This is a genomic window from Streptomyces sp. NPDC004838, from assembly GCF_053600955.1.
The window spans coordinates 245,622-259,695 of the sequence record NZ_JBSGAW010000005.1; the positions used below are offsets into that span (position 1 = coordinate 245,622).

Sequence of the window (14,074 nt, forward strand, 5' to 3'; positions counted from 1 at the left end):
CCCGCGAACCGACTCCACCACACCCCCGGCGACCAGCCACACCACACCCCGGTCGGCCGCACTCACCGTCGAGCCGCCCGCGGTGGCTCACCCGGACCGGACCACGAGCACCTCACTGGTGCCCGCAGCAGAAAGGGCCCACCAGTGACCTCCCTTCCCGAACCGGCCGCCCCGGCAGCCACACCGGCTCCGACGGCCCTGACGGTCCCGACGGCTCCGGTCTGGACGCTCTCCACCGGCTACCCGCTCGCGCTGCTCCCGGTCCGCCTGGAGACCCGTTTCGCGGGCCCGGAACACGAGAGACTGCTCGTCCGGATCTTCCCCGACGCCCTCCACATCGACAGCCACGAGGGCGCGTTGACGCCCGACGAGGACCAGGCGGGCCGCGACTACTGGCTCGCGCTGTGGCGTGCCGCCGGCGACACCGCGCGCGAGGAGGCCGCCTGGGCCCGTCTGGTGGCCCTCACCGACCCGACCCGCGCCGGCTGGGTCGCGCGGGTGATGGAACCCGACCCCGGTGGCCGCCCGACCGTTCCGCTCCCCGATGACGCGCGGATCCCGGTGCCGAAGGGCTTCAGGCCCCCGCTGCCCCGCTTCCCCGACCCTCAGCCCCGTACGGCCGACTGGACCGAGCCGGCGGTCGCCCGGGGCCTGCCCACCCGGTGGGTCGTCCTGGCCGTGAGCAGCGGCCAGCAAGTGCGGGCCGTCTCCCAGCCGGTACGGCCGGATCTGGTGGTCGGCCTCAACCCGGCCGCCGACGTCTCCGGCGTCCCGGACCACCTTCCCCCGACGGACGCCACCACCGAGTGGCTCACCGACTACTCGGCCGCCGTCACCGCGGGCATGGCCGTCACCCTCGAACTGCCGCCGGGCGTCCGTTCCCGGATCGACCGGCTGCTGGTCTACGGCGTCCACGAGACGGCCACGCCCGAGACCGCCGCCCGTTCGCTGAGCGATCTGCTGGAGGCGCACGCCGCCACCGGCGGGCTGTCCTGGCTGCCGCCCGGCACGCCCACCAACAACACCGACGATCTGCCGTCCGGTTTCTCCAGCGCGCTGCCCCCGGCCCCCGTCCGGCACACGGACACGACTCCGCCGGAGGACACCTCGACGGGCCGGGCGGCCCTGGCGCTGGGACTGGGCGCGGGGACGGAGGCGGGTGACGTGCTGACCACCGCCCGGGGGCAGTTCCCGCGTCCGGGCGCGCCCACGGCCGCCGCCCGCGCCGCGCACGGCGGGGACGACGAGGACGCTCCGGCACGGCTGGTCCAGTCCGTGCTGTGGCCCGCCACCTGGGGCTACCACCTGCGGCACATGATGGCGGGCGCCGCGGACGAGAACACCATCGGCAGCATCCGGTCCCACTATCTCGACTGGGTGCGGGCCGAGGGGCCGCTGCCGTCGTTCCGGGTCGGGGCCCAGCCGTACGGCATCCTGCCGGTGATGGAGACGGGCCGCTGGCTGCCGCTGCCGGGCGAGAGCGACGACCGGGTCGGCATGGGTTTCGTCACCCGGCTGCACACGACGCTCTGGAAGCCGTCGGTGCCGCAGGCGCCCCGGCTGGGCGCGGCGACCGGCGGGACGCCCGAGCACAATCTCGTACGGGTCCTCGGGAGCGACGCCCGTACCCGTGAGGTGCGGGCCCGCAGCCTCCTCGGCGGCGACTACGCCCTGTGGCTGTGGCGCTTTCTGCGGCTGCGCCTCAACTCGGGCTGGCAGACCACTCTCTACCAGGAGACCTCCCAGTTGCTGCGCGGTCTGGGACTGCCGGACACCATGCCGCTGGCCAAGGCGGTCTTCGCCACCGGTTCGTTCCGGCTGGCGACCCCGCTGGCGACCGGACCCGACGGACTCCTCGGCTATCTCACCGAGTTGGCCGGCCGTAGCCCCGACCAGCTCAAAGCGGCCGCCGACCTGACCGGCGGGCCCACGCCGCTGCTGTACCGGCTGGTCCGCGCGGGTCTGCTGTTCGAGGTGTCCCGTGCGGCCCACGCCCTCGGCGCGAGCGAGCCGGTCGAGCCGCAGCTGCTGGACATCGAGGAGGGCGAGACGACGGCGACGCTCTGGCGGCGGCTGGCCCGTCCGGCGCCGGAGGCACCGGCACGTACCCTCGGCGAGTATCTCGCCGACCCTCCCGCCACCGATCCCGCGACCCGGTCCCTGCGCGACTACCGGACCGATCTGCGGAGCTTCGCCGCGCTGCCCGCCCAGACCGCCGAACGCCATGTCGCCGGGGCCCTCGGCCTGAGCAGCCACCGCGTCGACGCCTGGATGACCTCCTTCGCGACCAAGCGGCTGGCCACCCTACGGGCGGCCCGGCGCACGGGAGTCCACCTCGGCGCGTACGGCTGGGTCACCGAACTGGAGCCCGCCGCCCCCCGTACCCCGGTGGCCGTCCCGCCGCCCGGCGAGGCCGGTGAGAGCCGTCCCCTCCTCCAGGCCGCCGAGGGCACCGGCTATGTACTGGCCCCGTCGATCGCCCAGGCGACCACCGCGGCAGTGCTGCGCAGCGCCCACCGTTCGCACGGCGGCACCGGGGGCACCGGGGGCGGCAACGGCCCGCTGGCGCTCGATCTGTCCTCGCGCCGGGTGCGGATCGCGGAGCAGCTGCTCCAGGGGGCCCGTTACGGCCTGCCGCTCAACGCCCAGCTCGGCTACCGGTTCGAGCGTGGTGTGCACGACAGCCCGCGCGGTCTGCTGGACCGGTTCCTGCCCGCGTTCCGTGCCCTGGCGCCGCTGCGCACCACCCGGATCGGCGACGACGGCACGGCCGTCCCCTCGACCGCGCCCTCGTCGGTCGCCGACGGACTGGAGCTGTACTCCCGGTACGCGGCCGGCACCCTGCCCTGGGGCTCGGCCGGTCTGCCGTCGCTCGGCAGCCCCGATCAACTGGCGCTGAAGGCCGTCCTGGACGACCTCGGCGACGCGGTGGACGCGGTCCATGACGCGCTGCTCGCCGAGGGCGTCCACCAGGTGGCGCAGGGCAGGCCCGAGCGGGCGGGCGCGGCACTGGACGCGCTGTCGCGGGGCGAAATCGCCCCGCCCGAGCTGGAGTTCCCGCGTACCCCGCGCGCCGCGACGGCGGTCACCCACCGGGTGCTGCTGGCGGGCAACCTTCAGGCGCCCGACCGGATGGCGTGGCCGGCGGCGGTGAGCAGCCAGCCCCGGATCGTCTCGGCCGCCTTCACCGACAGTGTCGCCTCGGCGCTGCTTCCGCCGCCGAGCCGGGTGGTCTGCCGACTGCACTGGCAGTCGCCGGAGGGCGTGGCGGACGGCACGATCCAGCACACCAACGCCATCGCGCTCAACTCCCTGGAGATCGGGGCCGTCGACTATCTCGCGATGCCGCCTCGCGGACTCGCCCCGTGCGGGGCCGAGCTGGAACAGCGGATCGCGCTGGCCGCCTGGCAGCAGGTCAGGCCGGCCGGGGCGGACGCCGACTGGACGCTGACACCGTCCTTCGACCGGGAGGCGAACTGGCCCGCCGACCGGCTCTCGGTCACCGAGTTCCTGGCCGCGCTCGCCGCCGTACGCGCACTCTTCGACAACGCCCGGCCGCTGACCGCGACGGATCTGGCCGAGCCCGGGGCCGAGGCCGGGGAGGGGGTGCATCCGCAGGACACCGTCAACCGGGCCGATTTCACGCTCGCCCACGTCAGAGACACCCTGGCGGCGCTCACGGCGGCACGCGGAACCGGCGGCTCCGGCCCCGGAACCGGCAGCGCCGACGGTACGAGCGACTCCGGCACCGATATGGACAGTGCCGACGATACGGGCGGCTCCGGCACCGGTACGGGCGGCGGCGACGCTACGGCTGCCGCGGGCCCGGACCGGGCGGCGCTGCGGACCGCCCTGCTCAGGGCTTCGGGCGCGGGCATTCCGGGAGCCGTGCCGCCCCCGGCGGGCGCCCGCGACGAGGACCGGCAGCTCGGCGAAGCCGCCGTGGCCGCCGAACGCGAACTCCACGCCCGGCTCGCCGCCCACGACCGGGTGGTCGCCGAATACACCGCCGCGCACCCCCCGGCGGCTCCCGTCCCCGACCACGCCACCCGAAACGCCCACCACCAGGCGCGTATCCAGGCCCTGTTCGGGACGGACCTGCCGCTCCTCACCAGGTTCCTCGCCCCCGCCGACAACGGCCTCGGCCCATCCCTGGCCGTGTCGGAGCAGCTCCAGGGCGGACCGGGCGAGGGCCGCCGCTGGCTGCGGCAGACGAGCCGGGTACGGGCGGGCGCGGGCCGCCTCCAGGAGGCGTTCGACCTGGCCGACGCGCTCGACGCCCCCGCCGGTCGACTCGCCGACCCGGTCCGGGTCGCCCAGCTCCCCCATCTGCCGAACGACCGCTGGTGGGGCGCGCGGCGGCCCGCGGACGCGCCGAACGGCGGCCGGCTCTCGCTGGTCATCGGCACGCTTCCGGGGGCCGCGCTCGATCTGACCGAACCGGTGTACGGCCTGGCCGTCGACGAGTGGACCGAGACCGTGCCGGACACCGCGCACACGGCTGCGGCCACCCTGGAGTTCCGCGCGCCGAGCGCCGCTCCCCCGCAGACGGTGCTGCTCGCCGTCCCGTCGGAGAGCGTCAACGGAGTCTGGGCGGGCGAGAACGTGGAACGCCTGCTCCACCAGACCCTGGACCGGGCCCGCACCCGCATGGTCGACACCGACGCGCTGGGCCGGGCGGGCCAGTTCCTGCCGGCGCTGCACCTCCCGCTCAACACCGACGGCGGCACGGTCTCGACGGACTTCCGCCCGGACGCCGCACCGCACTGAACCGAGTCGTACGGGGTCCGGTGCGCCGCACGCCGTCCGGCGGCGCACACCGGACCCCGGCACACCGCGCCTCCGTCCCTTCTCTCTCCACCGAAACCACCCGAGCACCCCCGAACCACCCTCGAACCGCCCCTGGGCCACCTCTGAGCCAGCCCGGTTCACCCCGCTTCACCCCGCTTCACCTCCGCCCCGCCCTCGCAACGCCATCCGAACATCAGGAGTCCGACGTGCCGCAGGAACCGTCCATCACCTCGTGGACCCGGCTGGAACCGCGCTGCCGGGCCGCCGACATGTCAGCGGGTCTCCAGGCACGGACCGCCGACCCGCTCTGGATGCTCGGCCGGCAGTGGCAGGTCGGTGAGTTCCAGGGGGACGACGCCGGATCGCCCGTTTCCGTACGGCTGCGCGCCGAATCGGCGAAACTCACCCGCTACCAGGGCCACGCGGACCCCTCCCCGATACCGCTGGACCCCGAACTCCCCCTGGAGGCCCTGGTCGAACGCGAACCGGCGGCATCCTCCCTGGACCGCCGTACCGCCGCCCAACTCGGTCTGGAGTACGCCCGCCTCCTGCGCGCGGAGGGCGCGGCCGATCTGGTGTCCCCGCTGGTCGCCGCCTACCCGATCAGCGCGGCCCCCGGGCCGATCGCGGACGACGCCACCACCGGCTATCTCTCAGCGGTGGCCGGACGCGCCGCCGACGGTCTCGCGCTCCTCGCCGAACTCGCCCCGCCCACCGGCCAGTCCCGTGACACCCCTGCCCGTATCACCGTCCCGCCCGAGCTGACCGACGCGGTGGTACGGGCCACGGCGGCCTGGCGCCGACTCCTCGGGCTGCCCACCACCGCACCCGAGACCGGCGGTTCATGGCAGCCGCAGCGGCTGGAGCACGGCTTCTCGGTGGCCGCCCGGCACACCACGGGCGAGATCGTCCTCGAAGCGGCCGAGTACCCCGGCGGCCGGCTCGACTGGTACGCCCTCGACCACCGCCCCGGCGCGACCCTCGGCGCACCCGACGGCCCGCGGGACCAGCCGGAACAGGTGGTCCGTACGGTCCTGCCGACCGTCGCCGCCTACCCCGGTATGCCGTCGCCGCGCTGGTGGGAGATGGAGGACGCCCGCGTGTACTGGGGCGGCATCACCGCCGAACGCACCGACCTGGCCCGTCTGCTGCTCGCCGAGTACGCCTCCACCTACGCCAACGACTACTTCCTCGTCCCGCTGGAACTCCCGGCCGGCACGGTCACCCGGCTCACCTCGGTCGTCGTCACCGACACCTTCGGCGAACGGATCCTGCTGCCGCCCGCGCCCGACGACTGGTCGCTCTTCCGCCCCACGGTCACGGGCACCCGCGGAGCCGCCGACGTCCTGGTCCTCCCGCCGGGCGCGGTCGACGCGCTCGACGGAGACCCGGTCGAGGAGGTGCTGTTCCTGCGCGACGAGGCCGCCAACATGGCCTGGGCGGTCGAGGAGGCCGTGGCCGGCGCGGCGGGCCACCGCATGGACCGCCACCGCCTCGTCGCCGTCGCGGGCGGCCTCCCGGCGGCCGACGCCACCCCGTCCGGCCCCGACGCCGTACGCCGCTACCGCCTCCAGACCCCGGTCCCCGAACACTGGATCCCACTCGCCCCGATCCCGGACCCGACCGCCCCCGGCCGCACCCTGCTCCACCGCTACGGCGCCGGAGTCCGGGGCCGGGTCCTCGAACCCGGCGCCGTCCTGCGCCTGCCCTCCGAGGAGGTCCCCGCCGAGGGCGTCCGCGTCACCCGCCGCTGGCAACTGGCCCGCCTCGCGGACGGCCACACCGCCCTGTGGACCGGCCGCACCACCCTCCCGGGCCGGGGCCAGGGCTCCAGCGGACTGCGCTTCGACACCTCGGACTTCGAACCGGCCGAATGAACCGCGTTTCAGGGGCCGAAGGCTCTCAGGGTCGCGTCGACGAGTGAGTCGGCGTACGCGACGGTCAGCGGACCGCCGCGGTGGAGCCACCGCTGGAAGAGGGGGGCGTAGAGCACTTCGAGGGCCAGGTCGAGGTCGGCGGCGGCGTCGAGCTGGCCGGCCTCCTGGGCGCTGCGCAAGCGCGCCCTCTTCGCCTCTTCCAGAGGCTGGGCCAGCTTCTCCCGGTACTCGGCCGCCAGTGCGGCATCGTTGGCGATCTCGGTGTTGAGGGCCCGGATCAGCCTGTCGAAGGCCGGGTCGGCGAACTCCTCCACCGTGGCACGCATGACGAGCTTGAGGTCGGCCTCGAGGTCGCCCGTGTCCGGCAGTGCGACAGACTGCCCATCCGCATCCTCACTCAGAGCCAGAACGGCGGCGAAGACGACCGCGCTCTTCGACGGCCACCGCCGATAGATCGTCTGCTTGCCGACGCCGGCACGGGCGGCGATGGCTTCGACTGTGACCTTCTCGTACGCCTCCTCCGCGACCAGGGCACGGGTGGCCGCGAGGATTGCCAGCCGGGATCGTTCCTTGCGCCGGGAGTGGTCCGGCCCCTTCTCGTCAGGCATGCGTTCAGTCTAGCCACCAAGCGAAACGAGACGACCCGTATTGATATCACCAAGGGCGATGCCCTATCCTCCAAGCGAACCGATACGGACCGTTTCGTTTACGGAGAGTGATACATCGTGGCGGATTCAAGAGTCTGGCTCATCACCGGCGCGTCCCGCGGCCTGGGCAGGGCCTTCGCCGAAGCCGCCTTGGCGAGCGGCGACCGCGTCGTGGGTGTCGCCCGCGACGTCGAGCCCCTGGAGGGACTGACCGAGAAGTACCCCGACCGCCTTGTCCCGCTTCCGTTGGACGTCGCCGACCGCCGGGCCGTGTTCGACGGGGTGGAACGGGCGGCAGCCGCGTTCGGCAGGCTGGACGTCGTCGTCAACAACGCCGGCGGCATGCTCTACGGCATGGTGGAGGAAGCCACGGAGGAGCAGATCCGGGCGCATCTGGACGTGAACTTCTTCGGTGCCGTGTGGGTGGCTCAGGCGGTCCTTCCTCACCTGCGCGCCCAAGGGGGGGGACGGCTCCTCCAGATCACCTCGATGGGCACCGGCGGCGGCATGGCCACCGTCGGCTTCTACTGCGCGGGCAAGGCCGCGCTGGACTCGGTCAGCGAGGCGCTGGCGATGGAGGTCGAGGGGTTCGGCATCAAGGTCACGATCGTGCAGATGGGCGGCTACAACACCGGCCTGTTCACCACCGGCACCACGACCACCGAACCCCTGGCGCGGTATCAGCCCCTGCGCACCGAGATGGAGGCGATGTGGGGCGACGCCGTCGCCCCGGAGCCGAGCACCGCCGCTCCGGTCGTCATGGAGCTGGCCGCACTGCCGAACCCGCCCCGACGGCTGATCGTCGGCAGCCAGTCCTTCGATCACGTCTTGGAGATGGAGCAGGCCCATACGGATCTGTACCGGTCCTGGGAGCACCTCAGCCGCATCGCCCCGGGCTGACCGGGTCCGCGCCCCGCGATGTGCCGGTCGGTGTGTGAGCCGCGGGACCGTCAAGAGGTGCGTGCGGCCGAGGAGGGCCGAGGGACATCCGAAGCTCCGGCCCGGTCGTCGCGAACGGCGGTGGCCGGACCGTGGGAGCAACCCCCGCCTCGGGCCTGAAGCCGGACCGTACGGCCCCGCGTTCAACTCCGCTGACCAGGCGTTTCACCTACCCGGCGCGGCTTTGCTCAGGTTTGACTTTTATTCTCTCTTTACGATTGTGTATGGAATCCAATTCATCACATTCGGGGGGTCGCTCATGCGCCGTTCCATCCGCACTGCCGCCTGCGCAGTGGCCGCCGCGGGTCTCGTCTTCGGGCTCGGCGCCTGCAGCGAGGCCAGTGAGGCCGCGAAGGACGAGGCCGTCAAGCAGATCGACAAGGCCGTGAACGAGGAGTACGAGGTCACGTACGAGGTCACGGGGAAGAACGTCGACTCCATCGAGTTCGCGGCGGGCGGCGGCACCGCCCTGGAGCCGAAGACGGACAGCGTGGACAAGCCGGCGCTGCCGTGGACGAAGACCGTGACTCTGCGCGGAATCCTTCCTCCCTCGGTGATGCCCATCGCGATCGACACGTCCGGCGCAGAGGTCACCTGCAAGATCGTCTACAAGGGTAAGACCATCGCGGAGCAGTCGGGCGAGGGCCTGGCCACCGCCGGAGGCTGCGTCGCGGTCTCGCCGATCGCCGACTAACGCCGCCCAGCGCCTGGGCGCGGGGCGAGGCCAAGGGATGACCGGCCCCGGCGCACCGCGGGTCGTCCACGAACTCGGCCGGGGGTACGTCGGGCCGGTGACTCCCGCGCACCGCACGCGTCCACCCGCCCGCCGACCGGACCGGCACCCCGCACTCCGCGGCCCGGCGGGAGTGTCAGTGGTGACCTCTACTCTTCTGGGCAGTGGGAACGGGTGGAAGGAGACCGCCGGTTCCATCCTGGGGAGGGGTCTGCCGTGTCTCGCACCACGACGTATCTGGAGCTGTCGCAGGACAGCGGAGCAGCGCACAAGTTCTACGAGGTGATCGTGGAGGGCACGGTCGTCTCGGTGCGCTACGGCCGGATCGGCGCGACCGGGCAGTCTCAGGTCTCCTCGTTCCCGACGGCGGAGAAGGCGCGGGCGGCGGCCGCGAAGAAGATCGGCGAAAAGGTCCGCAAGGGGTACGCGCCCGCCGTTCAGGGCGTGCGGGCGGCCCGCCCGGTGACGCGTCGTCAGGTGGTGTCCGCACCGTCGACGGCGCGGTCGGTGGCACCGGTGCTGTGGAGGTTCAGCACCGGGTCGGCGGCCTTCGGAATCCACATAGACGAGGACCGCTGCTGGGTGGGCAACCAGGCGGGCGACGTCTACACCGTCAGTCACAGCGGCGAGGTCCTCGCGCGCTACTCACTGCCCGACGGCGTCAAGTGCCTGGTCGCGGACGACTTCTGGATCTACGCGGGCTGCGACGACGGCACGGTCTACGACCTGTCGTCGAAACTCCCGTTCGCGGCCTACGACATAGCGGCGGACGTGGACATCTTCTGGCTGGACATCCGCGAGGGCGTGCTCCATGTGTCGGACGCCCAGGGCGCGCTGACGGTCATCGACCACGAGGACGAGCACCAGTGGGCGCGCAGGTCCTCCGGCGGGCACGCCTGGATGGTCCGGGCCGACGAGCGCGCGGTCTACCACGGACACCAGAAGGGTGTGACGGCCTACGCGCCCGACGGAAGCGGCGAGTTGTGGCACACCGCGACGACGGGAGCGGTGCTGTTCGGCTGGCAGGAGGACGATTCCGTCTACGCGGGCACCGGCCGCCACGTGGTGCAGCGGCTGTCGAAGGCGACGGGCGTGGTCGAGGCCACCTTCCGCTGTGACACCGCCGTGTACTCGTGCGCGACCTCGCCGGACGGATCCCATGTCTTCGCGGGCGACTCGTCGTCCTCGGTGTACTGCTTCGACGCGGCGGGGAACAGGCTGTGGAAGCTGGGCACGGGCGGCGGTTCGGCCCTGTCCATGCAGTATCTGGACGAGAAGCTGTACATGGTGACCACGGACGGTTCGCTGGTGTGCCTCGACGCGAGCGACGCGGCGATAGCGGCGGCCCAGCAGGGCACGGTCCCGGTGGCCCGTGACATCAAGTTGGCGGCCGCGCTGCCCACCTACACCCCCGCGGCCTCACCGGCCCAGGTCACCACGGTGGCGACCGCGCCCGCGGGCGGAGTGGTGGTGCAGTGCGTCCAGGAGAGCGGCCGGATGCGGGTCCACGTGGTGTCCGAGGGCTTCGAACCCACCTGGAACGTGCAGTTCCCGCGCGGTATACGGGAAGCGGGCGCCCGGTATGTGGTCGACTCCCTCCACGCGTCCTCGGGCGGCTTCTACCGGGTGCGCGGCGAGATACGCCGACTGATCTGACCGGCCGGCGCGGGTCGTTCCCCTCGGCGGCTCCGGCCGGGGGCGGTCGCCGTCCGGCCGGGGCGGCTCCGGGGCCGCCGGCCACCCGGCCGGGAACTCCGTCAGCGCCGTCAGCGCTCGGCGGGCAGAGTGATCGCGTACGCCTTGCGGAGTGTCTCGTGGACGGTCCAGGTCGTACGGTCGCCCCGGCGCAGCACGCCGAGGTCGCCCGGACCGATGCGCAACGTGGGGCCGTCCTCGACCTCGACCGTGGCCCGGCCGCTGACGACCACGAAGAGCTCGTCCTCCTCGGTGTCCGTCACCACGCCCGGCGTGATCTGCCAGATCCCGCGGAGCTGCCGCCCGTCCGCCGACTCCCAGAGCAGCTTTCCGCTGACCTCGGGGGTACCGGAGACGATCTGCGAGGGATCGAGCGGGTCGGGTTCGAGCGAGGCGTCGGGAATGTGCACGGCGAAGCTCTGGTCCATGGCCGGGGCGGTACCTTCCATTGCGTACAACTGCGTTTGGCTGAATCTTTTCGCTGACGATCTCACAGCCCCTCGGCCCCGACCCCGGCAGGGGCGGCCTCACCGCGGGTCGGCGGGAATGCCGCCATGAGCGGTGGCCGGGGCCATGTCGCCACAAGGTGCCGCAGGCTCCGGTTCCCGCCGGAGTACCGGCATCAGGGCCAGTTGGAGACGGCCTTCATCGCACGGCACGACTCCCTGGACCTGATCACCGGCTCAAAGGGTCCGTACCACCCGTTCCGCTACGCGGACCTGGGCCGCGAGAACGGGACCGCGTGGCTCGGAGAGCACACGAGGTCCCTCTGGTCCCAGGGCTGACCGCCTGGTCGGCACCGGCTGCCCGCTCCGGGGGCGCTGCACCGGTGACCCGGTACCAGTGGCCCGGCCCGGCGGCTCAGCCCCGTGCCGGTCCGGTCGCCACCGGTCGTGCCGGGTCACGCGACCACTCCGACCAGGAGCCCGCGTACAGGGCCGGGGTGAATCCGGCGAGTTCGAGTGCGAGGGCCTGCTGCGCGCCCGAGACGCCGGAGCCGCAGTAGACGCCGATCTCCTGACCGGCGTCCGAGGCCCCCAGTTCGGAGAAGCGCGACGCCAGCACCTCGGGTGGCAGAAAACGGCCGTCGGCGTCCAGATTCTCGGTCGTCGGGGCCGAGACCGCGCCCGGAATATGGCCGGCCACCCGGTCGATCGGCTCCACCTCGCCCCGGTAGCGCTCCCCCGCGCGGGCGTCCAGGAGCAGGCCCGTGCGGGCCAGGGCCGCCGCGCTGTCCGCCGTCAGCAGCGGGAGCGCGCCGGGGGCCGGCTTGAAATCGCCGTTCGCGGGCTCGGGGGCTCCGGTCTCCAGCGGGCCGGTCCAGGACGCGAGGCCGCCGTCGAGGACACGTACATCCCTGTGCCCGGTCCAGCGCAGCAGCCACCAGGCACGGGCCGCGCCCCACCCCTTGTCCGCGTCGTACACGACGACGGAGGAGTCCGCCGACACCCCGGCCCGGCGCATCACCGCGGCGAACTCCTCGGGGTCGGGCAGTGGATGACGGCCCGCGTCGCCCGGCGGACCTGCGAGTTCCGCGTCCATGTCGACGAAGACGGCGCCGGGAAGGTGTCCCGCGTCGTACTCGGGCCGTCCGTGCGGGCCGCCGAGCCGGTAGCGGACGTCCAGCAGGACCGGCGGGCGGGGCCCGGCCAGTGCGCTCGCGAGATCCGCGGCGGAGATGATGGGCTTCATGGCCTCATCCTCGCGCAGCGACGGGCCGTTCCAAAATAACACCGAATCGGACCTATCCCACTGAAACGGTCTTCCACCCATCGAGAACCCGCCAAAAACGGCGCGGCCGGGGGGCACTCGGTGCCAGAGGGTGAAAACATGCGCACGGGGCGCACGGCTACCGCACAAGGCGCACACCCCATCCCCCGTACGGCCACCACGATGGTCCGAGGAGAGAGTGACGATGACCGAGGCGACTCGGCACACACCCGGCGCACCCTGCTGGGTGAGCTTGATGGTGCACGGCCTTGACGCGACCGAGGCTTTCTACGGCGAACTGTTCGGCTGGGAGTTCGCCCCCGGCCCTCAGCAGCTCGGCCCCTATGTCCGTGCGCTGCTCGACGGCAAAGAGGTGGCGGGCATCGGGCAGTTGCCCGCGGACCGGCAGCTGCCGGTCGCGTGGACGCCGTATCTGGCGACGGACGATGTGAACCTGGTCGCCGAGTTGGTCCGGTCGTGCGGCGGCACGGTGGGCGTCGGCCCGCTGGACGCGGAGGACGCGGGCCGGCTGGCCATCGTGACGGATCCGGCGGGCGCGGTGTTCGGGCTCTGGCAGCCCTCCGCGCACCGGGGCGCCGCGGTGCGCGGCACTCCGGGGACGCCTGTCTGGAACGAGTTGCTGACCGCGGAGACCTCGTCGATCGCCAAGTTCTACCAGACCGTGTTCGGCTATGAGCTGGATCCCGTCGTCTCCGCGGACCACGACTATGTGACCCTGCAGCTGGCGGGCCGTCCGGTGGCCGCCCTGCACGGTGTGGGCCGTGCGCTGCCGCGCGGCCGGGGGACGTACTGGATGACCTACTTCGAGGTCAAGGATCCTGATCTGGCCGCACATCAGGTGGTCGAGTTGGGCGGGCAGATCCTCCAGCGGCCACGGGAGAGTCCCCATGGCCGGATCGCGACGGTCGCCGACCCCGAGGGGGCGGTGTTCACGGTCGTACGGTCGAGCCGCTGAGCCGGCCGTCGGGTGCGGGGTCCACCGGCAGCACGTCCGGGGAGATGGCGGCCGCGCGGGCGCTCGCGGCCGTCATCCGGCGGCTGTGGTGGCGTCGGCACAGCACCTCGTACGCCACCTCCGCGCCCACGTTGACGTCTCCGACCACGACCTGGGCTCCCTCGACGACCATGGTCCCGCCGACCGTACGGGCATTGTGCGTGGCCCGCGCACCGCACCAGCAGAGCGCCTCGACCTGGAGGACCTCGATCCGGTCGGCGAGTTCGACCAGCCGCTGCGAGCCGGGAAAGAGCTTGGAGCGGAAGTCGGTGGTGATGCCGAAGGCGAAGACGTCCAGCTCCAGATCGTCGACGACCCGGGCGAGCTGGTCGATCTGCTCGGGTGCGAAGAACTGGGCCTCGTCGGCGATGACATAGTCGCAGCGCATGCCACGTGAGAGCCGGTCGACGAGATACGCGTAGAAGTCGAAGTCCTCCGTCGCCTCGACCGCGTCGGTGACCAGGCCGAGCCGGGAGGAGAGCTTGCCCTCACCAGCGCGGTCGTCGCGGGTGAAGATCATGCCCTGGAGGCCGCGGGCGGACCGGTTGTGCTCGATCTGAAGAGCGAGTGTGCTTTTGCCGCAGTCCATCGTTCCGGAGAAGAACACCAGCTCGGGCATGGGAGGTTGAGGACCTTTCGGCGCGATCGGGGTACGGGGCGAGGTACG

Annotated in this window: 11 protein-coding genes; 7 read left to right on the forward strand and 4 right to left on the reverse strand. The window is 72.7% G+C overall.

The window, feature by feature from the left end; all coding sequences use genetic code 11:
• Positions 1 to 144: 144 nt before the first annotated feature.
• Both ACWEFL_RS08570 and ACWEFL_RS08575 read left to right on the forward strand, forming a co-directional pair.
• Positions 145 to 4,770: a hypothetical protein gene (locus ACWEFL_RS08570; RefSeq protein ID WP_451709341.1), complete on the forward strand. Its 4,626-nt coding sequence runs from the start codon at positions 145 to 147 to the stop codon at positions 4,768 to 4,770.
• A gap of 227 nt (positions 4,771 to 4,997) precedes the next feature.
• Entirely contained in the window at positions 4,998 to 6,668 is a 1,671-nt protein-coding gene (locus ACWEFL_RS08575) for a hypothetical protein (RefSeq protein ID WP_451709343.1), read from the forward strand.
• An 8-nt stretch (positions 6,669 to 6,676) separates the two neighbouring features.
• Here ACWEFL_RS08575 and ACWEFL_RS08580 read toward each other — a convergent pair whose 3' ends face one another.
• Positions 6,677 to 7,276 (reverse strand): TetR/AcrR family transcriptional regulator, encoded by a 600-nt coding sequence (locus ACWEFL_RS08580; protein ID WP_451709346.1) that lies wholly within the window; start codon positions 7,274 to 7,276, stop codon positions 6,677 to 6,679.
• Positions 7,277 to 7,393: 117 nt separating this feature from the next.
• Here ACWEFL_RS08580 and ACWEFL_RS08585 point away from each other — a divergent pair, with 117 nt between their 5' ends.
• From ACWEFL_RS08585 to ACWEFL_RS08595, 3 genes are all read left to right on the forward strand, one after another.
• Positions 7,394 to 8,215 (forward strand): SDR family NAD(P)-dependent oxidoreductase, encoded by an 822-nt coding sequence (locus tag ACWEFL_RS08585; protein WP_451709348.1) that lies wholly within the window; start codon positions 7,394 to 7,396, stop codon positions 8,213 to 8,215.
• Between the two features lie 298 nt (positions 8,216 to 8,513).
• Positions 8,514 to 8,948, forward strand: coding sequence for an MmpS family transport accessory protein (locus ACWEFL_RS08590; protein ID WP_451709351.1), 435 nt, complete (start codon positions 8,514 to 8,516; stop codon positions 8,946 to 8,948).
• Between the two features lie 255 nt (positions 8,949 to 9,203).
• On the forward strand, positions 9,204 to 10,643 hold the full coding sequence (locus tag ACWEFL_RS08595; protein WP_451709353.1) for a WGR domain-containing protein: 1,440 nt from the start codon (positions 9,204 to 9,206) through the stop codon (positions 10,641 to 10,643).
• A gap of 110 nt (positions 10,644 to 10,753) precedes the next feature.
• Here ACWEFL_RS08595 and ACWEFL_RS08600 read toward each other — a convergent pair whose 3' ends face one another.
• On the reverse strand, positions 10,754 to 11,110 hold the full coding sequence (locus tag ACWEFL_RS08600) for a cupin domain-containing protein (protein WP_451709356.1): 357 nt from the start codon (positions 11,108 to 11,110) through the stop codon (positions 10,754 to 10,756).
• 126 nt (positions 11,111 to 11,236) lie between these two features.
• Between ACWEFL_RS08600 and ACWEFL_RS08605 the strand changes: the two genes are divergently transcribed.
• Positions 11,237 to 11,467, forward strand: coding sequence for a hypothetical protein (locus ACWEFL_RS08605; protein ID WP_451709358.1), 231 nt, complete (start codon positions 11,237 to 11,239; stop codon positions 11,465 to 11,467).
• 76 nt (positions 11,468 to 11,543) lie between these two features.
• On the opposite strand, the gene ACWEFL_RS08610 is transcribed toward ACWEFL_RS08605, so the two are convergent.
• Positions 11,544 to 12,374, reverse strand: coding sequence for a sulfurtransferase (locus ACWEFL_RS08610; RefSeq protein ID WP_451709360.1), 831 nt, complete (start codon positions 12,372 to 12,374; stop codon positions 11,544 to 11,546).
• 223 nt (positions 12,375 to 12,597) lie between these two features.
• Here ACWEFL_RS08610 and ACWEFL_RS08615 point away from each other — a divergent pair, with 223 nt between their 5' ends.
• Positions 12,598 to 13,368 carry a VOC family protein gene (locus ACWEFL_RS08615; protein ID WP_451709363.1) on the forward strand — a complete coding sequence of 257 codons (771 nt, stop codon included), beginning with the start codon at positions 12,598 to 12,600 and terminating at the stop codon, positions 13,366 to 13,368.
• On the opposite strand, the gene ACWEFL_RS08620 is transcribed toward ACWEFL_RS08615, so the two are convergent.
• The gene (locus ACWEFL_RS08620; protein ID WP_451709366.1) at positions 13,343 to 14,026 is read right to left on the reverse strand and encodes a thymidine kinase; all 684 of its coding nucleotides are present in this window, start codon (positions 14,024 to 14,026) and stop codon (positions 13,343 to 13,345) included. The genes ACWEFL_RS08615 and ACWEFL_RS08620 overlap by 26 nt on opposite strands.
• Between the last annotated feature and the right edge of the window lie 48 nt (positions 14,027 to 14,074).